Here is a 23931-nt window from a genome sequence, read left to right on the forward strand (position 1 = left end):
TGATTGCTCTCCATAATGTCTATGGATTTGGTGACACAATTTCGTATACGCTACCTCTCGCGGCCAGTCTCCGTATATGTCCGTGGATGAAATTGAGGCTTGAAACCACATTTGTTCAAGGATGGGAAAGGGGCTGATCCCGCATCCGCTGGATCTCCCCATTCGCGGGGTGGCGGATCTCGAGGCGGTCCATGACCGTATCCGTGGAAGACCTCGGGATTTAACCCCTCGTATCTATCCGTGAACGGAAAAAGGTGTTGACCACCACATCCACTTGGGACTCAAGGGGATTCGCGGGTTCAGTCCTCGTCGCGGAGCTTCTTCTCCAGGAAGCCGGGCTTGCGTGGACGCATGGTGTAGGGCTCCAGGACGAAGGGGATGAGTAGGACCACGGCCACGGCGACGGCCAGGAGGACCCAGTCGGAAATGGAAGCCGGCCTGGAGGGAGCCTCTTCCGGCAGGAAGCTCGGCTCACCGGGCGCCACCTTCAAGGCCGAGAAGAGGGAGGGAGACATCTCCAGGCGGCCCTGGATATGGTCGGCGAAGAAGGCGGACCATGACCTTCCGCTTCTCATCTCCAGAAGCTGCCTCAAATCCTCGTTATTTAGCGGCCTTTCATCCCCTTCCAGGTTTCCCAGCTCGCGGAGAAAGGCCACCAGGTCCCCGGCGAACTCCCCCCCGGCCCGGAGCTCGGCATCCACGGCCGCGCAAGCCGCGGCTCCTCCGCAGGCCAGCAGGGCGGCGGCTTCCGTGCTCCTGGCTTCCGATTCTCCCGCTTCGGCAATGGAAAGGGGGACGGCATCCCTGCTTCGGCGGTAGTTATCGTATCGAGCGCTGAAACGATCCCAGAAGAGAGAGCCTCCCCAGATACCGGTCTCATAGGGAAGCAGGTCCTGGAGGTACCAGGCGGCTCCCTCCAGGAGCCAGCGGGATTCCGGGTCCAGCCGAAGGGAACGGGATAAGTAGAGGGCCACGACCCCCCGGGTGACCGCCTCCAGGCAGGCCTCGGAGAGCAGGTTCACGCCCTCGGGTACGCTGACGACCACCGTATCCTTGTAGCTTTCAAGGGGATAAAAGGCATCTTCCAGGCGGTCCCCCTCCCCGTGCAGAAGCAGGAAAACCCGAAGCTTCTCCGTCTCCGCTCCCTCCCCGCTGCCGGAAAGTGCTGCTGCCCGGGAGAGCAAGGTGTGCAGGCGGGAAGAGAACTCCTCCCTGGTCCCCTGTGGGGGGGAGGAGGATTCCGGCATGGCCATGACGAAGGAACCCCTGTCCTCGACCACTAGCCTTCCGGCCAGTACGGGGTTCTTGAGCAGGTCGTCCAGGCTTCCTCCGCCGTTTTCCCCGGGAATGACCGCCTGCCAGCCCTCCGGGAGGTCGACCTCCAGGCTCACCTCGCCCTCGGTGAGCGGTTCCGGGCGCAGGAAGACGGCGTACCCGGGGATGTAGGCCAGGTCCTCACGAAGCAAGGGGAAATAAGGCCAGGCCGGCGGGTCCGCGGACAGGGATTCCAGGTAGGGTGTGCCGGACCGATAACCGGAGAGGTCCACCTCGTAAGCGATGGTAAGGGGTCCCTCCCCGGCGACGGACCAGGCATCCCCTTCCCTGGACACGGGAATTTCTCCTCCCCCCTTCGAAAAGGCCCTCAGGTTGCGCAGGTGGGAGGGCAGGTCGACGACCAGTCCCCCGCCGAAACCCTCCTCCATGCGCAGGAGCAAGGGACTGGAAGGAGATTCCAGCTCCATGGTCACCGCCGCCACGTCGCCTTTCAGCCCGGTCAGGTCCAGGCGGTAGGTAACGGCGGGATGTCCGGCCTCCGCGGCCGCCGTCCACCCCCGGGGAAAGAGGACGGCCACCACCGCCAGCACCACGGCCAGGGTTTTCCTTCCTCTCATGCCTCTCATGCGCAACACCGACCAACATTATCCCAGAAATGTGGCCCCACTTGAAGCGCGGACGACGGATCGAGAAAGGGGAGCGGGCGGGCTTTTCCTCGTTCCACCTCCGGGCAGAAACCCGGCATATCATTTACCCCTCCACCTTCGATCGGGAGCCCGGCAGATCAAGGGGACGTGCTCCTCCTGGAAATGCGGCCGGAAGGCGGGGCGCGATCGTTTGGTGTATAAAATATGTTCGTCTCCGGGAATCGTTCATCTCCGGTAACCGGCGGAGGCGGCGGTCTTTCGTCGGGCGAACGGATGTGACCGCCGGGCGTGCGGGCCGGGATGCGTGGAGGAAGCGGGACATGCCGGTGGGAGTGGATATCGGAGGCACCTTCACCGACCTGGTGGCTGTGGAAGGAGGCTCCCTGCACATCTACAAGCTGCCCTCCACCCCCTCCCGTCCGGAGGAGGCTTTCTTCGCGGGGCTGCGCGAGGGGGGGATGGAAGGGGCTGCCAGGATAGTCCACGGGAGCACGGTGGCTGTAAACGCGTTGCTGGAGAGGAAGGGCGCCCGCACCGCCTTCGTGACCACCCGGGGTTTCTCCGACCTCCTGACCATCGGCCGGCAGACGCGGCCGCGCCTCTACGACCTGGGGGTGGAGAAGCCCCGGCCCCTCGTGCCCCCGGAATTGTGCTTCGAAGTCGCGGAGAGGGTCGGTTCCAGGGGAGAGATAGTCGTCCCCCTCGCGGAAGCGGAGGTGGAGGAACTGGCCCGCAGGATGCGTGCCCTGGAGGTGGAGGCCGCCGCGGTGTGCCTGCTCTTTTCCTTCCTGTGCCCGGAACACGAGTTGAGGGTGGGCGAGGCGCTGAAAGCGGCGGGCCTGGACGTCCACCTCTCCAGCCGCCTCCTTCCCGAATACCGGGAGTACGAAAGGGCCAGCACGGTGGTGGTCAACGCCTACGTGGCGGGGAGGGTAGCCGGCTACATCGCGGCGCTGGAGCGTGAGCTGGGGGAGGGGCGACTGGAGATCATGCATTCGGGCGGCGGGACCATGCACCCCGGCGAGGCGAGGGAGGCGGCGGCCAGGACCCTCATGTCCGGTCCCGCCGGAGGGGTGGCCGCCGCGGCCAGGATGTGCGAACTGGTCGGCCTCCCGCGCGCCGTGGCCCTGGACATGGGTGGGACCAGCACCGACGTCTCCCTGCTGGACGGGGGAATGACCCTCACCTCCGAGGGAGAGGTGGAGGGATTCCCCCTCCGCTTTCCCATGATCGACATCCATTCCATCGGGGCGGGAGGGGGAAGCATAGCCCGGTTGGATGAGGGAAGCGCCCTCAAGGTGGGCCCGGAGAGCGCGGGTGCCCGTCCGGGTCCGGCCTGCTACGGGTGGAGCGAGCTTCCCACGGTGACCGACGCCAACCTGGTCCTGGGCAGGCTGCCGGTGGCCCGTTTCCTGGGCGGGAAGATGCGCCTGCACCCCGAGCGCTCCCATGCCGCCCTCCGGGCCCTGGGGAGGCCCCTGGGCTGGGATGCTCGGAGGACGGCGGCGGGCGTCCTCTCCGTGGTCCTCAACCATATGGCGAGGGCGGTGAGGTTGATGACCGTGGACCGCGGCCACGACCCACGGGACTTCGTCCTGGTGGCCTACGGTGGGGCTGGTCCCATGCACGGGTGCGAGCTGGCGGAACTCCTGGGGATGCGCCGGGTCCTGGTGCCCCCCTTCCCGGGAACCTTCTCCGCCTGCGGCCTGGCCATGGCCGACCGGGTGCGCGATTCCTCCCTTACCCTCATGCTTCCCCTGGGGCCGGAGGCCATGGAACGCGCCAGGGAAGCCTGGAGATGGATGAGGGAGGCCCTGCCTCCTGCATGGAAGGAAATGGAAGATTGCCGCCACCGCCCGGCGCTGGACCTGCGCTACCGGGGCCAGGCCTACGAGCTCAGGATAGAGGTGGAGGAGGGGTGGGACGCCGGGAAGGTGGCCGAGGCCTTCCACCGGGCTCACTACAGGCGATACGGTTTCCACCTGGAGGACGCGGAAGTGGAGCTGGTGAACCTGCGGCTGCGTTCCGTGAAGCCGTCGGAGGCCTCCTTCCCGGCATGGAAGAAAAAGGAAAATGGGTCCAGGGGGCCCGGAAGGGCGAAGGTGCTCTTCGGCGTAGTCGAGGGGAACCTGGAGGAGGCGGAATGCCCGGTCCTGGAAAGGGAATCCCTGGGGAGCGGCGACCGCATCGCCGGGCCCTGCCTGGTAAGCGAGGAAGATGCCACGGTGGTGGTGCCGCCGGGCTGGCGGGGAGGCGTGGACGGCTACGGGAACCTGGTCCTGGAGTGTGAATCGGGGCGGTCCCCGGGGTGAAAAGATGGAAGGCAACGGTAGGGAGATGGAAATGGACGCGGCGAGCCTGGAGATATTCCATAACCTGCTGGCGGAGGTGGCCGAGGAGATGGGGGTGGTCCTGGGGCGCTCCGCCCATTCGGCGAACATCAAGGAAAGAAGGGATTTTTCCTGCGCCGTCTTCGACGCCCGGGGGCGGCTGGTATCCCAGGCGGCCCATATTCCAGTGCACCTGGGCGCCCTTCCCACCTCCATGCGGGCCCTGGTGGAATGGCTGGATGGGCGGGGCGAGACCCTGCGCGAGGGTGACGTGGTGTTGTGGAACGATCCCTTCCGGGGAGGCACCCACCTCCCCGACCTGACCATGGCCTCCGCGGTGTGGTGGGAAGGCCGCCAGGTGGGATACGTGGTAAACCGGGCTCACCACGCCGACGTGGGCGGCAGGGCGCCAGGTTCCATGCCCCTGGGGAGCGAGGTCTACCAGGAGGGGCTCATCATCCCCATGCTCCACTATGCGCGGGAGGGCCGGGTGGTGGAGGACGTGGAGAGGCTCATCCTGGCCAACGTGCGCACCCCGGAGGAGAGGAGGGGCGACCTGCGGGCCCAGCTTGGTTCCCTCCGGGTCGGGGAACGCAGGCTGCGGGACATCGTGGCCCGTCACGGCCTGGAGGTCGTGGAGGCCTACATGGAGGAACTGCAGCGCTACGCCGGAAGGGTGACCGGCGAGGTCCTTTCCCGTCTTCCCGAGGGCGAATACTCCTTCACCGACTACCTGGACGACGACGGGTGGGGGCACGAGGACATCCCCATCAAGGTGAATATTTCCATCTCCGACGGCCGCATGAGGGTGGATTTCGCCGGCTCCAGCGGGGAGGTGACCGGGCCCCTGAACTGCCCCTCCTCGGTGACCCTATCCGCGGTCTATTACGTGCTCCGCTGCCTCTTGCCCCCCGGGGCCCCCTTCAACCACGGGTGCCTGGAGAGGGTGGAGGTGATCATATCCAGGCCCTCCCTCCTGGATGCCTCCCTGCCGCGGGCGGTGGCCGGCGGGAACGTGGAGACCTCCCAGAGGGTGGTGGACGTGTTGCTGGGAGCCCTGGCCCAGGCCCTACCGGAGAAGATACCGGCAGCCAGCTACGGGACCATGACCAACCTGGCCGTGGGCGGAGAGAGGCCACGCCCCTTTGCCTACTACGAGACCATCGCCGGGGGATGCGGCGCCCGTCCGGACAAGGACGGCATGGACGCTACCCACAACCACATGACCAACACCATGAACACCCCCGTGGAAGCCCTGGAGTTCGAGTATCCGCTGCGCGTCCTCAGGTATGCCATAGCCAGAGGCACGGGAGGCACGGGGCGTTTCCGGGGCGGGGACGGGCTGGAGCGCCATATCCAGTTCCTGGAACCCGCCCGCCTGACCCTCCTGGCCGACCGGAGGCGCCGCGGTCCCTACGGCCTGGCGGGAGGCGAACCGGGAAAGCCGGGCGAAGACCACATCCTCAGGAGGGACGGCCGGAAAGAGCGCATGCCTTCCAAGACGGAGACGTGGGTGGAGGAGGGGGACGTGCTCGTGATCCAGACTCCCGGGGGCGGTGGGTTCGGTTCTACCGTGGATTCCGGGTGATATCGCAAGCGCCCGGAAGAGGGGTGACGGTCGCCGCCGCCGGTATGGTCTACGGCGGCTCCCGGGCGGAGACGGGTTACTTGTTTCTCCTCTGCCAGCGAGTCCTCTTGAGGAGCTTCTTGTGCTTTTTCTTCCGCATCTTCTTGCGGCGCTTCTTGATGACGGAACTCAACCGCGATCACCTCTTTGCTCGCTTTGCTCTGAAAACCGCATTAATTATATACCAAGACGGAGGGCGACCAACAACCCGGTAAAGGAAGGGCATCGGGTTTGTCCTCGGGCATGAACGGTGGAATGACACGCCGTTCGAGAAGGACCCCTCCGCCCGCGTCATCCTTTGGTTCTGGGAGTCCGGTGGTAGGTTGACGGGGTGGAGGGCACCGCCGGGAAAGGGTCAGAAAGGGAAGGAAGTCTGCCTTGAGCGAGGGTCATCCCGCAAGGGGAAACGCCGGTTTACATGCCCCGGGTTTTCTTCATTCCGAGAGGTATCCCCCCTTGATCCGGCGGCGCATCCCTCTTGGACACGATATTCTTCGGGAGGCTCCCATGGCCGGATCGAATTTTTACCCGGCTCGGAGAGGGAGCGGTAGAAACGGAGCAGTCTCCGGCGCGCGGCCTCCCTCTCGCTTCTGTCCACCTTCGAGGCCCGCAGGGCCTTGTCCAGGTAGTCGATGGAGGAGTCGTAGGTTTCCCGGTCCACGGGATAGGGATAGCCGTCCTTTCCCCCGTGGGCGAAGCTGTACCGCGCGGGATCCCGCCAGCTCACCGGTGTTCCGTAGACCAGCTCGGCGATCAGGGCCAGTGCGCGCAGCGTCTTGGCCCCCACGCCGGGCATCCCCAGGAGGGTGGCGAAGTCCTCCGGCTGGCGTTCATAGGTTCTCAGGAGCACCTTGCGGATGGAATCCGGATGCAGGTCGCGCAGCAGGAGGCGGTGCCGGGAAGGCAGGGTGAGGGCATGAAGGCGCTCCAGTTCCCGGACCGTGTGGTCCGGGTTGAGGGAGGAAAGGGGCCCCAGGACGTCCCTGGCCTCCCGGCTTTCCGCGGCCACCAGGTTGAGCACCACGTTCCCCGCCGCTTGGGAGCATATGGCGGCATGGGGCTCCTCCGTGAAGTCCCGGACCCGCGAGGAAAGCCAGTGGTAACGGCGGGAGTAGCCGCAGGTCTCGTTCATCCCCTGCTGTACCACCGCCCATTCTCCCTCGGTGGTGAAGAGGAAGAAGTGATGGTAAATCTGGTAGCCGTCCTGCAGGGCGTTGTTGTCCACCCTGGCCGCCATGCGGCTGGCGTGAATGAGCTGGGGAATCCTCTCTCCCAGCCCGGCCCGCTCGCCCTTCTCCTCTATCTCCAAGGGAGTGCGCCGGGAAGCGGCCCCCTTGCCGCCCGCGGCGAATATCCCCAGGTCGCGCCGGTGGTGGAGGGCTTCCTTTACCGCTCCGCAGGTGGTGGTGGTGACTCCCGAGCTGTGCCAGTCGAATCCCAGCACGCATCCCAGGGACTGGAACCAGAAGGGGTCGGCGAAGCGCTCCAGGGTGGCCCCCGGTCCCAGCTCCTCCACCATCCAGGTCATGATGTCGCTGGACAGGCGCACCATGCGCTCGAAGAGCCAGCGTGGCGCCTTCCCTCCGTGCAGGGGTAGGTCCGCAAAACCCGTCCGGGGCATCGGAACACCTCCTGAAAGGATTTTATTTCCCCAGAGTGACATGACAGATAATGATAAGAAGGCGAAAGATGTAGAAGAATTGAGCGACGTGTCAGACCTGCCCTCAAGTGTCGCCTCGAACGGGGATGAAAGCCTTGTCCTGGTCTCGAAGGGAAAGGGAGGCGTGGATCATGGGAATCGTCATTGGATATCGTCGGATACACCGTCACACATGCATAACGTTGACGCCATCGAATACGCGTAAAGTATTACTATTAAGGATGTCCTAAGAGGAAGCTTCGCGCCGGCGTGGGGAAAGCCTTGGGAAAGGCCGCGGTGCGTGGGCGTTCCGGAAGGTGAGGATAGGCCATGAGGAAGTTCATCAGCGGCAGGCTGGTCAGCGGAGGGGGAGTCTGCGAGGGATGCGGGAGGAGGCTGCGGGCGGGAGAGAAGGTGTACTCCCTGGCCGCCGAGGTGGAGGAGATGCGCGAGTACCTCTACTGCCAGAGGTGTCGTCCCTCGGAGGACGAGCTTCCCAAGGGGGTCCTCAGCCTGGAGCCGGCCCTGGCCGTGGAGGAGCCGGGTGCGGAGGAGCGGACCCTGGGCATTGAGGTGAAGGCTGGTTCCCTGTGCACCCGGTGCGGCCACGCCTTCGAGGTCCGGGAATGGCTCTTCGTGGGGGTGGTGGAGGGGCTTCACGGGGGGTTCATTTACTGCCGGGAATGCTACCTCCAGGAAGTGGCGGAAGAGGCGGAGGAGTGAGCCCCCTCGGGGCGAACCGGTGACCTGTACTGCACTCGTATTTCGAGGTTCCGGGACGCGCTGACCGAAATCCTTTATCTAGATCCTTTCTTCAACCCCTTACTTCATCCCCCTTCTTTTAACAAGGAAAAGGGACATTCGCGGCCCGCTCAGAGGGAACGGCGCTTGGTGGACTGGGCCAGGTTAAGGTTCCGGATGTAGCGCAGGGAGGGGAATTCCGAGAGCACCATTAACCCCAGGACCAGAACGGCGGTTATGAGATAGCTCCAGAGGGACACCGCGGGGGTGAAGGAGAACAGGTCACTCTGGTAGAGGCGCATGGCCTGTTCCATGACGATGCGGGCGGCGATAAAGCCCGGAAAGAGGCCCAGGAACCCCATGATCACGTTCTCCAGGGTCAGGGAGAGGGAGGCCTTCCAGTGGGGAACCCCCAGGGTGAGCATGGTGGCCACCTCCTGCCCCCTCTCCATGATGTTGATGGTCGAAGTGTTGAAGACCAGGGTAAAGGCCATGACCAGCCCGAAGATGAGCATCACGGCGATGACGATGTACATGAGGGCCATGTAGGATTCGATCTCCGCATGTATCTGGGTGAGGTCCACCAGGGTGAGCACGTTGGGCATGGCGTAGAGTTCGTCGCGCACCTGGTGATAATACCCGGGATCCAACTTGATGTAGAAGGCCGAGGAGCGCGTCCCGTAGCCCAGAAGCTCGCGGGCCTCCTCCACCGGGACGTAGACGAAGGAACCCAGCGGTTCCATGATGAAGCTGGAGACGATGAAGTTCCGGGAGCGCCGGGACGCGGAGATGGTCACCACGTCCCCTTCACTCACCCCCAGTTGCTCGCGGTAGTTGTTGCTCAGGAGACAGTGCCCCGGCGAGAGCTTCACCGGCCGGTTCTCCTCGTCCAGGAAACCGCGCATCACGGTGTCGGCGAGCACCCCCATGACGATGCTCTCCACGTCCCGGTTCCCGGCCTTTATGGTGCAGGGACGACCGGCGGTGGGTTCCACCCGGGTCACGCCGGGGAGGTTCTCCAGCTTCCTCTGGGTCACCCTGGTCTGGGGTTCCAGGAAGAGGACGGCGATGTCGAAAGTGAAAAGGTGGTTAAAGGCCCGGTCCATATTGGCGTGCACCGTGTCGCTGATGCCCAGGTTCATGAGGATGAGCACGATGGCGAAGATTATGCCCACCACGGTGAAGGCGGTGCGCCTCCGGTTGCGGAAGACGTTGCGTAGCGGAAGCCTCCAGAACACGCGGAGACGGGCGATGGAGGGGAGCAGCCTTTCTACCCATGTTGGCTTGCCGTACCGGGAGATGTCTACCGACCCCCGCAGGGCTTCCGTGGGATGTACGGCCGCCGACTGGCGAGCGGGAACCAACCCGGCAAGGGCGCAGAACCCCATGGCCAGCAGGAACCCGTAGCCGAAGACCTGGGGATAGAGGCCGAAATGCACGAAGGGGATTCCCATGGTCCTGGCGTAGATCTTGGAGACCAGGGCGGTGGCCGCGATCCCCAGCAGGCTTCCCAGAAAGATGCCGATGATTCCCACTACCAGGGCAAAGGACAGGTAGTGGCGGAGTACCGTCCGGGAGGGATAGCCGATGGCCCGCATAAGGCCGATTATCGGCCGCTGCATGCGCACCATGCGGGAGAGGATCATGTAGATGCTGAAGGCGGCGATGGTGAAGAAGAGAATGGGGAAGAAGAGGGCGAAGTTATGGAACTGTTGGATATCCATTTCCAGGAGGGTCTTGGATATCTGGTTGTCCCTGGTGGTGACTTCCTCTATCTGGTAGGGGGAAAGGATGGCCTCCACCTGTTCCCGGGTGGTCTCCAAGAGGGAGTAGTCCTTAAGGGTGAAAGCGAACTCATTGTAGGAACCGGAGGGGAACCCGGCCAGTGAACGGGCCTGTTCCGGGTTGAAGTAGAAGACTCCGTAGACGGAGGCCGAGGTCATGGGAAACTGCCGGTTGCGGAAGACTACCAGGTATTCTGGGCTGGCTACCACGCCGGCCACCCTCACCGGCAGGCGTTCTCCGTTCTGCACCGCGTATACAAGATCTCCTTCCTTAAGGTGATTGAACTTGGCGAAGTGGGTCTCCACCAGGCAGGTGAGCTCCTTCTCGCGTCCCGTGAGCTCCCTGCCCTCCAGGAGATGAAGGGTGTTCACGTATGGTTTTTGGGCGGGTACGCTTATCACCTGGCCGGTGATGCGGGAGCCGTCTTCCAGCTCCATGCTAACCGGTTCGCTTATCCTGGGGGTGAGGAGCTCGATATTGGGGAGCTCGGAGAGACGGTCAACCACCCGTTCCGGGGCTCTCTCCACGCGCACCAGCAGGTCCTCGAAGTTGAGCTTCTCGTAAGTATATTCGTAGGACTTGGAGAGGTTGAGATAGGACATGTAGGAGGCGGTGAAGAGTACGATGCCGATGGCCACCACCAGGCTTACGGCCAGGAAGCGGAACTTGGCCTGGCGTATCTCCCGCACCAACTTACGGCGTAAGAGCCTCATGTTTTCTTCCCGTCTCCCATCTCTTAGGAGTGGCGCTCGGTCTCGGTTGGACGGTGCCTCGTCGGCGCACCAATGTCGGCGCCGCGCCGGTGGACGCTCAGGCGTCACGCACTATTATGCTCGTTCGGGGGAGCGGATTCCATTAGGTATCCAGTCGCGATCGAGGAAATCCAACTTTTTTCCGGTGGTCGGCGGGGCAGGCTTAAAGCGGGGATTCAACCGGGTTTTGCAGTTCCTTTCTGGCAACGCCGCGTCTTGTAAACAACGCTTTCGATCCATGAACGCCGCCGTGCATGTTCCCACTCACCCGGGGCGGGTACTTTCCCTGTTTCATTCCCCTTGTCCTCCCACCTGAAGGTATAGGGATTTTTCCGGGTGAACGGATAAGGAATCCGGCCCGGGGATTTTCAGGTCGATACTCGTATATAATCGGGATAGCAGGATGCGGAGAAAGGAGGTCACATGATCCCGTATGACAGCTTTCTCATCGATCCTCCCTGGCTGGTTTCCATCGGCTACCTCTACGCCAGGGCTACCCGGAGGCTGGTGAAAGACGAGGAAAATAGGAAGAAGGTGAGGAGATTCCTGGACCTGGCCACCCTGGGGGCCTTCTACGCCACCAGCATCAGCCTCTATTTCAACCTGGAGTGGACGCGCTGGATATGGGAGATGTGCCGGGCCGAATCGGGAAGAGACTGGATGATAAACTCTGGGGTTTTCAAGTTCGACCACCGCAACGTCTCTCCACGAGGCCACGCCGTGTCCGCGGCCATCTTCGCTACCTACCCCCTGTGGCTTAAGCTGGGTTACCGGCTGGCCGAGCGGGCCTACGAGGTGCCCGAAGAGGACCGGTGACCCGATGACCAGGGGACGATAAGGGTTACTTCCGGGGCGGAGCGGGCCTCATGAAGCCCGGATGGCGCTATCACCTGGCCCTCTTCGCCGTGTGCTGGATATGGGGCCTGGCCTTCGTGGGCGTGAAGGTGCTCCTGGAGGAGGTCTCCTACATCACCCTCAACCTGCTCCGCTTCCTCCTGGCCGGTTGCGCGCTCCTTCCCCTGCTGCTGGCCAGGTGGGGGAAAAGGCCCCGCCTTTCCGCCGGGGAATGGACCCTGGTCTGCGTGGCCGGGATATGCGCCATCTACGGATATCATCTGGCCCTGACCTACGGGGAGACCACCATACCCGCGGGCACCGCCGGCCTCATCGCCAACACCACCCCCGTCTTCGCCGCCCTCCTGGCCGGCTTCCTGCTGGGAGAGAGCCTGGGCCGGCTGAAGGCCCTGGGCATCTTGTCCGCCATGGGAGGGGTGGCGATCATCACCATCCTGGGAAGCGACGCTTCGCTGGGTGCCGGGAGGGTGCAGGGAGCGCTCCTGGTGCTCCTGGCCGCCGCCGCCTGGGCGGTTTACACGGTGCTCCTGAAGCCGCTGGTGGAGGAGCATGACCCTCTCTTCGTGACCGCCTACGCCGTCATCCTGGGCACCCTGGCCCTGCTCCCCCTGGCATTGGCTTGTGGGGACTGCGCCCGCCAGGTGAGAGACATATCCGGTGAAGGATGGGCGTGGCTCGCCTTCCTCGGCCTGGGATGCACGGTGGCGGGTTACCTCCTCTATTCCTGGGGGCTGGAGGGGCTGGGCGCCACCCAGGCGGCCTTCTACACCTATCTCATCGCCCCCATCTCCCTCTTCTGGGGCTGGGCCTGGCTGGGCGAGAGGGTGAACGCCGGGCTTTTCCTGGGTACGGCCCTCATCCTGGTCGGACTGGCGGCGGTGGGGCTGGAGGAGAGAAGGACCGGGAATCGCGGGCGGGAGCGGAGAGGGTGACTGGCCGGGGGTGAGGAAGGGGCGGGGAGGAGGAGGTTCGGGGGGCGGGAGCGATACCGCACTTGACGAGATTGATGTAGTCTCCCGCGCGCACTTCGTGGAAGGATGAGAAATTTCAGGGGTGGAGAGCGACAACACATTCCTTGATTACTGTTCATGGTTGAGTGCCGACAAACCGGTCGACATTACGCCCGGAAGACGTCGGTGGACAGGTTACCGGAAGCTCCGCACCACTATGGTTGGCGCAAATGGTGCGACAAGGTGGCGGGGGAAGACTTCAACCCTTGTGTTCCATGAAAGCCCGCACCAGCCCCAGTGGACCGGTCATCATCATGTCCCCGCCCGGGGCAGGGAAGTAGCCATCCAGGCCGGCTTCCTTGAGCAGGCCGCGGTTGGGACCGGTCACGGCGATGAGGTCCAGGTTCCTCCACCCCGGGGCTTCCTCCAGGTAGAAAAGGCCGTGGCCCTCGGCCATGAAGGGGTCCTCGTCCCGGGCACCTCCGTCGCAGAAGAGGCGCAGGTAGTCGGCGAAGGCACCCGGGTCCAGCCGGTGGGTATGGTGTTCGAGAAGCCCCACCACGCATCCCTCGGACAGGATGCAAGCCAGGGTGTGCCCGTTGCCGGCGTTGACCAGCAGGATGTTCCCTGGGGCTCGGGAGGCGACCAGCGGGTCAGCCAGGCACCCGGCCACCGCCGCCGGGGCGGTGTCCATGACCAGGATGCGGCAGGAGGGGAACTGCTCACCGGCCCGCCGGGCGGCGGAGGCCAGGCGGGGGAAGGCGTCCGACACCTCGCCGGAGAGCATGGCCAGGGCGGTGGGGCGTGGATCAGCCTCCAGGCGCTCCCTCATGTAACGGAGGCGGGTCTTGCGGTTGCTCTCTCCGGAGGCATACGTTCCGTGGTCCTGCACGGCCACGGCCACGCCGTCCAGGCGCGACATGTCTTCCCCGCTCCGGGCCAGGAAATTGGCCAGGGCCTGGAGGTCCAGCTCGTCGGCGGTTACGGTGATCCCGGAAAAACCGGGCGGCGGAGAATTAACGATCTCTATGCCCAGGGAGGCCACGTCCTCCAGGTTGTTGCGGATGGAGAGGGCCGCCGCCGGGGTCATATAAACCTTCCTTCCCGCTGCCAGGACCCGCTTCACGGAGCGGGAAAAGGGTCCTCCTCCCACCGTGTGCCCGGTTATGAAGAGGTCCCTTCCTGAGTACGTGGCCTCCTCAACCCGGTACGCCAGGAGGCGGGTGGGGCTGGGCAGCACCATGCGGGTACAGTTCTCCAGGGTCCTCCCGGAGTCGTAGAGGAGGACATCACGGGTCCCCACCCCTATGTCCAGGGCCAGAATGCGCATGGGAGCCAGCTCCTTGCCCGGGAATCCCTTCCCCTTGAAGGTTCCGTTTTATGGCGATGTCGTGGTCGGAGGACCACGCCGTTAATATACCCGATGTTCGCGGCCGTCATCGAGAGTTCTAAATAAACCCTAATGCGTTGGATATGGTGACGTCCCGCCACCGACTGTTTGGTGAGGCGTCCGGGCAGCGACGACATATCGACTTAAAACTCGCCAGCTCAAAGCTGTTCGCGACGCAGCGCGGGTCACGGTGGTCGTGACTGGTTTCACGGTAAAGGGGGCGAACATGCGGGACGATTTTCATTTATGTGGAAGGATAAGCGAAAATATATCCGGAATGTCTTACCGGGGATCTCGAAAGGCCATCGCCTGGTACGGGAATGGTGGGGGATGAACCATCCACTGCCTTGGTTCGGGAATTTCAACGAGTTTAAAGGGATGGAATCGATGGAGAAGAGAAGGAAAGCTTCCGACTCGCTACTGACCGTGGTGGTGCCCGTCTTCAACGAGGAGGGCAATATCCTTCCTCTCTACCGGAGGCTGGTATCTGTCCTTGAACCCCTGGTCGGTTACCTGGAAATACTGTTCGTGGACGACGGAAGTACCGACGGCTCGAGGTCCGAGATCTCCGACCTTCACCAGGAAGACCCGCGGGTCAAGCTGGTCTCCTTCACCCGCAACTTCGGCCACGAGATGGCCACCAGCGCCGGCCTGGACTACGCCCGTGGGGATGCCGTGGTCATCATCGATGCCGACTTGCAGGACCCGCCGGAGGTCATCCCCGAGATGCTTGCGAGGTGGGAGGAGGGGTACGACATCGTGTATGGGAAGAGGCTGGAAAGGGCCGGTGAACCGCTTCTCAAAAAGGCGTCTTCGCGCCTATTCTACCGCTTGATAAGAAGGCTCACCGAGGTGGAGATCCCCGTGGATACGGGCGATTTCCGCCTCATCGACCGGCAGGTGGTGAGAAGGTTCCGCCTTCTCTCGGAGAGGAACCGCTTCGTTCGAGCCGAGATCGCCTGGCTCGGAGGTAGCGCGGTGGAGGTGCCCTACCGGCGTGAGCCACGGCTGGAGGGCGAGACCAAGTACTCCTCGTGGAAAAGGCTCCGGCTGGCCCTGGACGGGATAACATCCTTTTCTTCCGTACCCCTCCACATCATGAGCATCATGGGATTCGTGATGTTGTTCATCAGCATGGTGGCCATCCTGGTGGTCCTGGTCCAGAAACTGTTTTTCGGTATTCCGGTTCCAGGTTATGCCTTCCTGGTCATCAGCCTCTTCCTGCTCAACGGGGTGGAGATATTTTTCATCGGCCTCCTCGGGGAATACGTGGGCAGGATGTACCGTGAGGTACAGGAAAGGCCGCTATACCTGGTGTCGGAGACGCTGGGAATCGAGGAGGCGGAGGGTGGAGAAGGCGCTCTACCGCGAGATGTATGAGATGGAGACCCGCCACTGGTGGTTCGTGGCAAGACGGCGGATCGTCCTGGAGCTCCTGAGAAGGTACCTGGTGGCTGAAAAGGCACGACCGCGAGTCCTGGACCTGGGATGCGGGACGGGTTCCATGCTGCAAGCGCTCGAAGAACTCGGCGAGGCCACGGGGATGGATGTATCCGAAGAGGCTCTGGCCTTCGCTTCCACCCGTACCCGGGCGCGCCTTCTCAAGGGGAATATACCGGAGGACCTGGCCGGCTTGCAGGAAGAATTCGACGCCGTTCTGATGCTTGACCTCCTGGAGCATCTGGACGCCGATAAAAAGGCGGTAACGGCCGCCGCGGACCTGTTAGCGGAAGGGGGGGTCTTGTTGCTGACCGTTCCCGCCTATCGGTGGCTCTATTCCCCCCGGGACCGGTTTCACCATCACCGGAGGAGGTATTCCCGGAGGGAGGTCAGGGATATGGTGAGAGGGGCCGGCCTTTCCGAGGTTTTCACCTCCTACTACAACTGCCTCCTCTTCCCCCCCGCCGCGGCCCAGAGGCTTTGGAGCAGGTTGAGCCGGGTGGAGCCGGGCCCCGACCTCAGGGAGCCTCCCGCGATGCTGAACTCTTTGCTGGAAATTGTCTTCTCCACCGAGCGTTTCCTGCTGGGCAGGGTGCCCTTTCCCTGGGGGCTGTCCGTGGTCTCGGTGGCCAGGAAGGGTTGTCGCCATCTCGATTCTCACGCGTGGAAGGGTTAGTCTACAAGAGGGCGAGTGTTAACTAAAGAAAGGCGGGCAAATTGCCGATGAAATACTTGCAAAAGGCGGGATGCGAGGAAGGAGGTGATCGAGGGGCTGAGAAATCGCTGCTTGGCAGTCGCTTCAACATTTTGAAGGAAAGGAGGTGAGTTAGGATATGGCCAGAAGGATGCACAGGGAGGCAGGTTTCACCCTCATCGAGTTGATGATCGTCATCTTAATCATCGGTATCTTGGTAGGTATCGCCGTGCCGGTGTTCCTGGCAGCGAGGGGGAACGCCCAAGCAAAGACCTGCAAGGCCAATATGAAGACCGTTCAGACTCAGTCCAACGTCTATGCGGCCAGCAACGACGGGACTTATCCGACGGCCATCGGGCAGCTTTCGGGTTATATTGAGAACCTCGACAGCATAACCAACTGCCCGTCTGGCGGGAGCATTACCTGGAACTTCACCATTTCGGCGCCACCCTCGCCCTCGTGCTCTTCGCACGGGACACCTTCCGGTTAAGACCGGGGCGGTGGAGAACCAATGGGGGCGGAAAGCCCCCATTTCTTTTATAGGCTTTCATGGCAGGCGCAGGTAACCCTTCTTGCCGCTCCACAGCCATAAGAGGGCCATGAGCACGAGCGAGGCAGAAAACAAAAGTATACCGTAGTAAAGGGATGTGGGCCTTAAAACGAACTCTACGGTGTGTTTTCCGGGCTCCAGGACCACCCCCATGGCCGCGAAGTTTACCCGCAGGAGTTCCTTCTCCTCACCGTCCACGTACACACGCCATTCGGGATAGTAGGTGATGTTTAGGACCAGTATACCTCCCCCAGGTGTATCCGCGGAAACGGAAACCCTGGCCTTGTCAAGAGACGTTACTTCCGCCTCGCCAGCAGGTCCGGGGCCGAACTGCTCAAGGGGTCGCTTCTCCAGGATGACCCTTTCCCTGGAGGCCTCAGCGTTCCAGAAGGCCTCGAGAATCTGAAGATAATTGATTCCCTCTCCGGTTTCCAAAAGCTGTACGTCCTGCACTATCCTTGCCGCGGGCAGGGGGTTTTCCACCTCATATACGTACAAGGTGACGCCGCGTATCGAAGTATCCCGACTCTCCACCATCCGGAGGCCTTCCTGGTCCAGTTTTAGGGGGCTGAGGAGGTACCGGACCCCGTAAAGCGCCAGGATATTCACGGCGGTGCGGGTCAATCTTCCGTTCCAGCCCTCCTCTCGGGTGTAGAAATAATGGGCCAGGCCGTCTAGGAGTTTAAACCTGTAGATTCCGTAATCGCCGTATTGGGAGAAGGAGTTCAAGCTGTATAAGAGATTGTGGTTCGGGGGCAGAAACAGGAAGAATCCATCAAAAGCTTCCTTGTCGCCGAGCCAGCCCTTCGACTGCCGTATGACCTCCTTCCATAGTTCTTCCTCGCCCACCGTTGCTATCCGCTGCAAGGGTCCCACTTCCGGGGCATCCAGCTTCTCCCTCAGCCATTCCGCGGTGGGATTGTGTTCCATGAGGTGGTCTGCGCGGATGGTGGAAACCTGCTGGCGTGCGAAAAACCCGAGGTCCACGAGAATTACCACGATGCAGAGGGCGGACAGCGTAAAACGCCAGCATTTCCCGGACCCGACCCTCTTGAGCATGGCGTCCAGGCCTTTGCCGGCCAGAAAGGCTATGGCCAGCCCTACAACTACCAGGAACCTTTGCCAGAAACGGAAGAAACGAAATCCCGGAACGTAACGCCACAGGAATTCGGCAAAGGGAGTCAGGGCGCCCAAAGAGATCATGAGGGCCAGCAACCCCGCGGTACACCACATCAGGGTCGTCTCGTCCCTCAGGCGGAAGAAGAAGAGGGCGAGGAGGGCGAGGACTAGGGTGAAAAGGCCGGGGTAGGCGATGTTTTCCCAGAAAAAATCGCGTTCCAAGTCGTAGGTATTGCATGCCGGGTTGCCGAACTGGTAGGGGGAGAAAAACATCACCAGGTTGCGGGGCTGCATGGCCACTCCAAGGGAAAAATCGAAGGACGGGTTCATTGCCCTGTCGGAAACCGTGTAACCTCTCAACATGGGCACCAGCTGGGGAGCGGCCAGGGACAGGGCCAGGAGGATGCAAACGATTACGGAAAGCAAAGGAATGACGATGCTTTTTCGCACCGCTCGCCCGTCGTGTTCATCCTTCAAGGACGGCAACCGCGTTAGGGAAGCCAGGTATCTCCACAGGAAGACGAAGCCCAGAAGCGCCAGGGTAATCATGAAGAATTGGGGCCCACCGGCGAGTATCTGCATGGAAAGGGCCAGAACGGTGAGGAAAAGGTTGGTGAAGTTCCCGCGCTGGAAGCTCCTTTCCAATCCGAGGATGGCCAGGGGAATCCAGCACAGTGAGAGTATCATGTAGGTGAACTTAAGCCTGGCCATGGTATAACCGGAAAAGGTAAAGGCCACCGAGGACAGGAAAGATGCTGCCCGTGAGAGGCCGTAATTCTTGAAAAGAAGATAGGAGAAGAGCAGGCAAAGTGCCAGGCTCACGATAAGGGACAGGTTGAAGGCCAGGATGGGGTCGAGCAGCCGGTAGAGCAGGAGATTCATGGGATACAAAGGCCCGCTCTGTCCCTCGGCGAGGAGGGGAAAGCCGCAGCCTATCTCGTGGACCCAGAGTGGCAACCTCCCCTCTTTCAGGCAGCGGGCATAGAAGACCTTAATGGGAAAATTTAATTCCGTCACGTCGCTGTTTATTACATCTCCCTGGAAGGGAATACGTGTGGTGCTCCAGAAGGGGAAGGTGAAAAAAAGGAGCACCAGGAACATCCCCAGGAGCAGCAAAAGCTTTATCTTGAGTTTAGGGTGATCCTTGTCCTCCATGGTATTCCTCCAGGGCTTTTTCAAGGGCCAGAAGTTCTTCGGTGATGACCCGGTAGTCGTGCTGATCCAAGCCCGCGGTCAAAGCGTAGAAGGCGAAAAATTCCCTCAGGTTGCCGACTTCCCTGTATATCTCGGCAATCCGACGTAGGTAATCGGGATCCGGGGCGATGGAGTGGGCGATGAGAAGGAAGCGGAGCGCTTGTTGGCGCAGGCCCCTCTTCTTAAGGTAATCGGCCAGCTCCCCCGGGAACTGAGATAGATAAGGGATGATATCGTATTCCCTGCGGTTGTATCCATAATAGAGCATGTCCATGCCCCGTGATTCGAAACTCCGCCAGAAATCCAGCTGTCGGTCCAGGTAGCCTTCCATTTCCGGCTCGGTTCCCTTCGGAAGGATCTTGAAGGTCATGCCCCAGGGAACCAGCTCGAAATGTTCTTCCAGGTATGCGGGTTTGGTGAGCATATGGAAGCTGGTGACTTGAGGATTGGAAGCGATGATATATTGCACGTAGATGAGCCTCATCTCGTCTATGGACATTCCCTTGTGGAGGGGAAGCTCCGTGAATTCGGGGAATCTAAGATCGGGATACCACTTATGCAGTGTTTTCACGTACCAGGAATTGAATATGAAAGGATAGATGACTATGTAAACCCTTTTCCTCTCCGGGAGGCAGGTTTCATAATATTCCATCAACTGTGTAGGTACGTCCCCCTCGACGAATATCAGCGAACCCTCGTCCACGGATGCCAGGAGGTTATCGATATAAGCCTCACCGAGGACGTCGTATCTCAGGCTGACCTCCGTGACCGTGCGGCCTGCGGGGAGGATGAAGGGAAGTGCGAGTATAAGCATGACCGTCCAGGCCGCGCCTCTCAGGATATCCTCCCGGAGGGGGGCCTTGGAGAGGAGCCTTTGGGTTCCCTGCCGGATGGCCTCGATTCCTTCCCCGATGAAAAAGAAGAAGAGGATGCCCGGAAGAAGATAGAATCTCTCGATGGTGGATATGTGAAAGGCTCCCAGCAATTTGACGTTGGCCACGGCGGGGAAAAGCACAAGGCCCCCGATAAAAGTGGTCATCAGGGGAAGGAAATCACCCATTCTCCTTCTTGCCATGCGGAAGATGCCGAGCCCGCCGACAGCCATACCGAAAGCGTGGGCTTGTACCCCTATATTCTTGAGGCAGTCGAGTACCAGGTCCAGGCGGTGTTCGGCGCTGACCCCCTTCCAGAGCCTGGCGGTGCCGTAATATCGCCTGGTGATCACGTTAAGGAAATCCCTCAGCGTGGAAGGATCGCCAAAGTTTACGTAGGGGCTCCGCGAAGCGCTCAGGGGGAGGTACACGTAGGGCAGGACCCCTAAGAAGAATGCCGCCGCGCAAAGTGCCGCAAAGCGCATCCTTCTCAGGTGGTGAAGGAGGGGCTGCAAGGCGATAAGCAGGGCGGCGGGGAAGACAAGGACGATGGTCTGGTGGTTGCACAGGCTCAGTCCAAGCAGGAAGGAAAGGAGGAGCAGCCGGCGCGATGAACCCCGCCGATCTCCTTCCTGCCATTTTTCTCGTGATCTTATGGCCGTATATATTATGAGCATTATGAAGAGGTCGTTGAGGGGAAAGACCTCGGCCATCAGGGAATAGAACCAGTAAAGGGGAGAGAAGCCCAGGGCCGCGCCGGCGATGGCCGCCGCCAACCGGCTCCTCGTGATTTTCAGTGCGCAGACGTAGAAGAGGAGAAGTGCCAGCGTATGATAGATGACGGAGGTCAGGTTGACGCGAAAAGCAACGCTCCCGAGGGGAAGGCGGGAGAACAGGAATCCCAGGAGGGTATAGAGGGGATAGCCTGGAGGGTGAACGACGCCGAGGGAATAACTGCCGGCGATAAGCTCTGGGGAATCCCCGGCCATGTTCGGGCTGTGGCTGCAGGTGTACAGATAAAGAAGGAAAAAGAACGCCGTCAGGCCGAGGGCGGAGATTCTATCTACGGTAGACAATCGGTAGGGGGTGGTCGATTGGTAATATCTCTCCAGCACGGGGGATAAACGTCGCCCGGCGCCATGCAGGACCTTGCGAACGGCGCGGCCGCCGCCGTCTATCAAGTTTCCGCCGCATTCATCTTGCGCCAGTCCGCTCATCGGTCACCCTCTCGGTGGATCGAAGATCACAGCATTGCCGGTAAAAGAACTTGTCCGCCTCTTTCCAACCATGTGTCTTGGGACCACGGATCCGAGAGTTAGCCCGGCACTACCACATCACATCATTTATTCTTTCCCCGTCCCCTGCAAGCCTTCCCGGGAAGAAAGCGAATAACGGTTATAGGAATTGGCGGTAGAACGTCCATATCTGCTCCCCGAACAGGAAGGCCAGAAAGGAGCCCAGGGCCAGGAAGGGACCGAAAGGTATGCGGGACTTCCTCCCCTTTCGTCCCGTGGCAATTAAGGTAATACCGGCCAGGGAGCCGGTGAGGAAGGCGAAGAACAAGGCTGTAAGCTGATGATAGCCGAGGAATATCCCGGTGAATGCCGCCAGCTTGGCGTCGCCCATCCCCATGCCGCGCGGGAGCAGGAGAGCGAGGAGTCCCAGGGGCACGCCCCCGATGGCCAGTCCGGCCAGGCTGCGCAGGAAGATGCCGGCGTCGCCCCTGGCCAGGGCCACGGCTCCCATGGACGCCAGGCCCAGGGGCATGGAAGGATAGATCACCCGGTTGGGGATTATCTGGTGCTGCAGGTCGATGACCGAGACGATGATGAGCACGGTAATCAGAAAGAGATGGGGGACGAGCTCCGCCCGCCACTCGAAGTCCAGCCGTGCGAAGACGGCCAGGAAGAGCAGCCCGCTGATGAGCTCTACCAGTGGGTAGCGGAAGGAAATTGGTTCTTCGCATTTCCGGCAGCGTCCGCGAAGCAGCACGTAACTCAAAAGCGGGATGTTGTCGTACCAGGCGATCTGGGACCTGCAGCGGGGACAGAAAGAGCGTGGGGACCACAGGGATAACCCCTCCGGGATGCGGTAGACGGCGACGTTGTCGAAGCTCCCCACCACCAGTCCCAGAAGAAAGATCACCGCTGAACCGTAGATCTTCCATCCCATGGACTCACCAGGCCTCTCCTCCAAGCGCGGGGCTTAAGGAATATTCCCCGACCCCACGACTTTTTCAAGATCGCGGATTTGCTTTCCCCGCCTTGTAATAGCGGAACGATAGACCGCGCCTTTCAACGGACCAATCGATTATTCGGTTCATCACTGTATTTTGTTAACCCGCCCGGCTCCTCTGGCGCAACTCGCCGGTCTTGAATGGTGAAAATCTTGAATCATGAAAACAATATGAGCCCTGTGGTCCAGGCATCCTTTTTCCTGCACACTCGAGATCCGGCCGCCCCTGGTCGATAAGGCGGATTCGCCCTTGCCATCCAGGTTTTGATCCCCCGACTCCAGAGCGGATGAGGGGGCTGGTGGTCATTCCCCCATCTCCTCCCGCATCCGCTTCATGAGCGGGCCATCCTCCCTCCAGGTGTAGCAGCCCCCCATGATTCCCAGCCGGAAGGCCTGTTCGCGCATCAGGCGCACCGCCCTCTCGCCGCCGCCGAACCTGTGCACCAGGAGGGCGCCCCTACCCTGTACGCTGGCGTGTCCCAGGTTGGTGACCAGGACGGCCAGGTGGGAGCAACCCTCGGGGGAACCCACCACGTCGCGGACCAGCTGGGTGAAACCGGGCCTTATCTCCTCGCCCACCAGGCGCTCCAGGGTGAGGAGGGCATGCCGGCAGTCCTCGTGGGGGACATGGGGCATCTCCCCCTCCAGGGAGTGAATGCGTCCCTCCACCAGGTCCACGGCGGCCTTGACCACCATGTGGTGCACCGGCTGCCCCAGGCGGGTGTCCTGGAGCGTCCCGGTGAGAAAAACCCTTCCCCCTTCATCCTCGTCGATGTCGAATTCGATGCGGCGATGGAATATCCCCATCCTCGCTACCTCCCCCTCTTCGCTTCGCGCTGAGACATGACCTTAAAACTGTTGTAATTTTTATCTATATTATATTATTTTATAAATGAGTTGAAAGATTATAAAATTGGTAAGATATCGGGAGGTGGTAGGAGTGCAGATGCTGGTGCCCGATTTCTGGAAGGGAAGGGGCAGGTTCTCCAAGCAGGCCACCTGCCGAAAGGTGAAGGATGAGACTCCCTACCACCCTCCGGAAGGGGCGGTGGAACAGGGAGAGAATTAGCGCCGGAGAAAGGGTGGCGGAAACGAATCGCGCTCCCGGTAACAGGGACGCGTTGCGGGTGGAGGGGTAGTGCCGGCGAAGGAGAGAATGACCTGGAAATCGGAGGCCGAGGACAAGGGAAAGGCCGCTTTCCGTCAGGCGCTGGAGGAGTTGAAGGAGCTCGATCTTAGGCGCCAGGCGGAACTGGGGGGATTTTCCTGCCGGGAGCTGGAAGGCGGCGCTCTCCTGCTCATCATCCCTTCCTTTAACGGAGAAGTAAAGGTATGGATACCGGATGGCCGCATGAGCGTACCTCCTCACCTGGACAGCCTCTCCCTGCGCGTCCTGGCCCTGCGCTACGTGAAACTCTCCTGCGGGGTACCGGAAAGTGGTGAATGGATAGCCTACCGGGACCTTCCGGGAGGAAGGTTCTACGCCGCTACCCTTGCCCCCACCATAGAGCGGCCCTTGGCCGATATATACGGTTACCGGCGGGGAGCCCTCGGCGAGGCCGCGGTCCGGCTGGGGGGAGTAAGGGCGGACTTCGGCGACGAGTCCTTCGTCTTCCATGCCTTTCCCCGCGTACCTTTGCTTCTCGTTCTTCATTGGGGAGATGAGGAGTTCCCGCCGGAGTGCCGCGTGCTCTACGACCGCTGTTGTTCCCGCTACCTGAACACCGATGACCTCAAGGTGCTGGCCACCCAGCTTGCCGCCTATCTCATGAAGGCTGCCGGCGAGGAGGAGGAGGCGGAAAACCTCCTCTGGATGGTTGAATAAACGAGTAAGCA

At 61.6% G+C, this 23931-nt stretch carries 18 protein-coding genes and 1 pseudogene; 10 read left to right on the forward strand and 9 right to left on the reverse strand.

Annotation, left to right across the window (positions count from 1 at the left end; genetic code table 11):
- Positions 1-299: 299 nt before the first annotated feature.
- Positions 300-1892: a hypothetical protein gene (locus tag QME84_08835; GenBank protein ID MDI6874369.1), complete on the reverse strand. Its 1593-nt coding sequence runs from the start codon at positions 1890-1892 to the stop codon at positions 300-302.
- Positions 1893-2242: 350 nt separating this feature from the next.
- Between QME84_08835 and QME84_08840 the strand changes: the two genes are divergently transcribed.
- Both QME84_08840 and QME84_08845 read left to right on the forward strand, forming a co-directional pair.
- Positions 2243-4234, forward strand: coding sequence for a hydantoinase/oxoprolinase family protein (locus QME84_08840; protein ID MDI6874370.1), 1992 nt, complete (start codon positions 2243-2245; stop codon positions 4232-4234).
- A gap of 4 nt (positions 4235-4238) precedes the next feature.
- Positions 4239-5840: a hydantoinase B/oxoprolinase family protein gene (locus QME84_08845; protein MDI6874371.1), complete on the forward strand. Its 1602-nt coding sequence runs from the start codon at positions 4239-4241 to the stop codon at positions 5838-5840.
- A gap of 76 nt (positions 5841-5916) precedes the next feature.
- On the opposite strand, the gene QME84_08850 is transcribed toward QME84_08845, so the two are convergent.
- Together QME84_08850 and QME84_08855 are read right to left on the reverse strand one after the other, a co-directional pair.
- Positions 5917-6012, reverse strand: coding sequence for an AURKAIP1/COX24 domain-containing protein (locus tag QME84_08850; GenBank protein ID MDI6874372.1), 96 nt, complete (start codon positions 6010-6012; stop codon positions 5917-5919).
- A 426-nt stretch (positions 6013-6438) separates the two neighbouring features.
- A pseudogene (locus tag QME84_08855) lies at positions 6439-7500 on the reverse strand (DUF763 domain-containing protein).
- A gap of 348 nt (positions 7501-7848) precedes the next feature.
- Here QME84_08855 and QME84_08860 point away from each other — a divergent pair.
- Entirely contained in the window at positions 7849-8241 is a 393-nt protein-coding gene (locus QME84_08860; protein ID MDI6874373.1) for a hypothetical protein, read from the forward strand.
- Positions 8242-8390: 149 nt separating this feature from the next.
- Here QME84_08860 and QME84_08865 read toward each other — a convergent pair whose 3' ends face one another.
- Positions 8391-10757, reverse strand: coding sequence for an ABC transporter permease (locus tag QME84_08865; protein MDI6874374.1), 2367 nt, complete (start codon positions 10755-10757; stop codon positions 8391-8393).
- A 462-nt stretch (positions 10758-11219) separates the two neighbouring features.
- On the opposite strand from QME84_08865, the gene QME84_08870 reads away from it, so the two are divergent.
- Complete coding sequence (locus QME84_08870; protein ID MDI6874375.1) at positions 11220-11612, forward strand: hypothetical protein; 393 nt, start codon at positions 11220-11222, stop codon at positions 11610-11612.
- 50 nt (positions 11613-11662) lie between these two features.
- Entirely contained in the window at positions 11663-12583 is a 921-nt protein-coding gene (locus QME84_08875; protein ID MDI6874376.1) for a DMT family transporter, read from the forward strand.
- 277 nt (positions 12584-12860) lie between these two features.
- Here QME84_08875 and QME84_08880 read toward each other — a convergent pair whose 3' ends face one another.
- Complete coding sequence (locus QME84_08880) at positions 12861-13931, reverse strand: DUF1786 family protein (GenBank protein ID MDI6874377.1); 1071 nt, start codon at positions 13929-13931, stop codon at positions 12861-12863.
- Between the two features lie 447 nt (positions 13932-14378).
- On the opposite strand from QME84_08880, the gene QME84_08885 reads away from it, so the two are divergent.
- The 3 genes from QME84_08885 (at position 14379) to QME84_08895 (ending at position 16615) form a co-directional block, all read left to right on the forward strand.
- The gene (locus QME84_08885) at positions 14379-15371 is read left to right on the forward strand and encodes a glycosyltransferase family 2 protein (protein ID MDI6874378.1); all 993 of its coding nucleotides are present in this window, start codon (positions 14379-14381) and stop codon (positions 15369-15371) included.
- Positions 15340-16107, forward strand: coding sequence for a class I SAM-dependent methyltransferase (locus tag QME84_08890; protein MDI6874379.1), 768 nt, complete (start codon positions 15340-15342; stop codon positions 16105-16107). The genes QME84_08885 and QME84_08890 overlap by 32 nt, the downstream gene beginning before the upstream one ends.
- Positions 16108-16264: 157 nt before the next feature.
- Positions 16265-16615: a prepilin-type N-terminal cleavage/methylation domain-containing protein gene (locus QME84_08895; protein MDI6874380.1), complete on the forward strand. Its 351-nt coding sequence runs from the start codon at positions 16265-16267 to the stop codon at positions 16613-16615.
- A 57-nt stretch (positions 16616-16672) separates the two neighbouring features.
- On the opposite strand, the gene QME84_08900 is transcribed toward QME84_08895, so the two are convergent.
- The 4 genes from QME84_08900 to QME84_08915 form a co-directional block, all read right to left on the reverse strand.
- The gene (locus QME84_08900) at positions 16673-18949 is read right to left on the reverse strand and encodes a YfhO family protein (GenBank protein MDI6874381.1); all 2277 of its coding nucleotides are present in this window, start codon (positions 18947-18949) and stop codon (positions 16673-16675) included.
- A complete protein-coding gene (locus tag QME84_08905; protein ID MDI6874382.1) occupies positions 18927-21077 on the reverse strand; it encodes a DUF2723 domain-containing protein in 2151 nt (716 codons plus the stop codon). The genes QME84_08900 and QME84_08905 overlap by 23 nt, the downstream gene beginning before the upstream one ends.
- 178 nt (positions 21078-21255) lie before the next feature.
- Positions 21256-22032 (reverse strand): prepilin peptidase, encoded by a 777-nt coding sequence (locus QME84_08910; protein ID MDI6874383.1) that lies wholly within the window; start codon positions 22030-22032, stop codon positions 21256-21258.
- Positions 22033-22398: 366 nt separating this feature from the next.
- Positions 22399-22902, reverse strand: coding sequence for a DUF2889 domain-containing protein (locus QME84_08915; GenBank protein ID MDI6874384.1), 504 nt, complete (start codon positions 22900-22902; stop codon positions 22399-22401).
- Between the two features lie 133 nt (positions 22903-23035).
- On the opposite strand from QME84_08915, the gene QME84_08920 reads away from it, so the two are divergent.
- Together QME84_08920 and QME84_08925 are read left to right on the forward strand one after the other, a co-directional pair.
- Positions 23036-23164, forward strand: coding sequence for a hypothetical protein (locus QME84_08920; GenBank protein MDI6874385.1), 129 nt, complete (start codon positions 23036-23038; stop codon positions 23162-23164).
- 87 nt (positions 23165-23251) lie between these two features.
- A complete protein-coding gene (locus tag QME84_08925) occupies positions 23252-23920 on the forward strand; it encodes a DUF3786 domain-containing protein (GenBank protein ID MDI6874386.1) in 669 nt (222 codons plus the stop codon).
- Positions 23921-23931 lie beyond the last annotated feature (11 nt).

This window comes from Actinomycetota bacterium (assembly GCA_030019255.1).
Lineage (GTDB): Bacteria > Actinomycetota > Geothermincolia > Geothermincolales > RBG-13-55-18 > Solincola_A.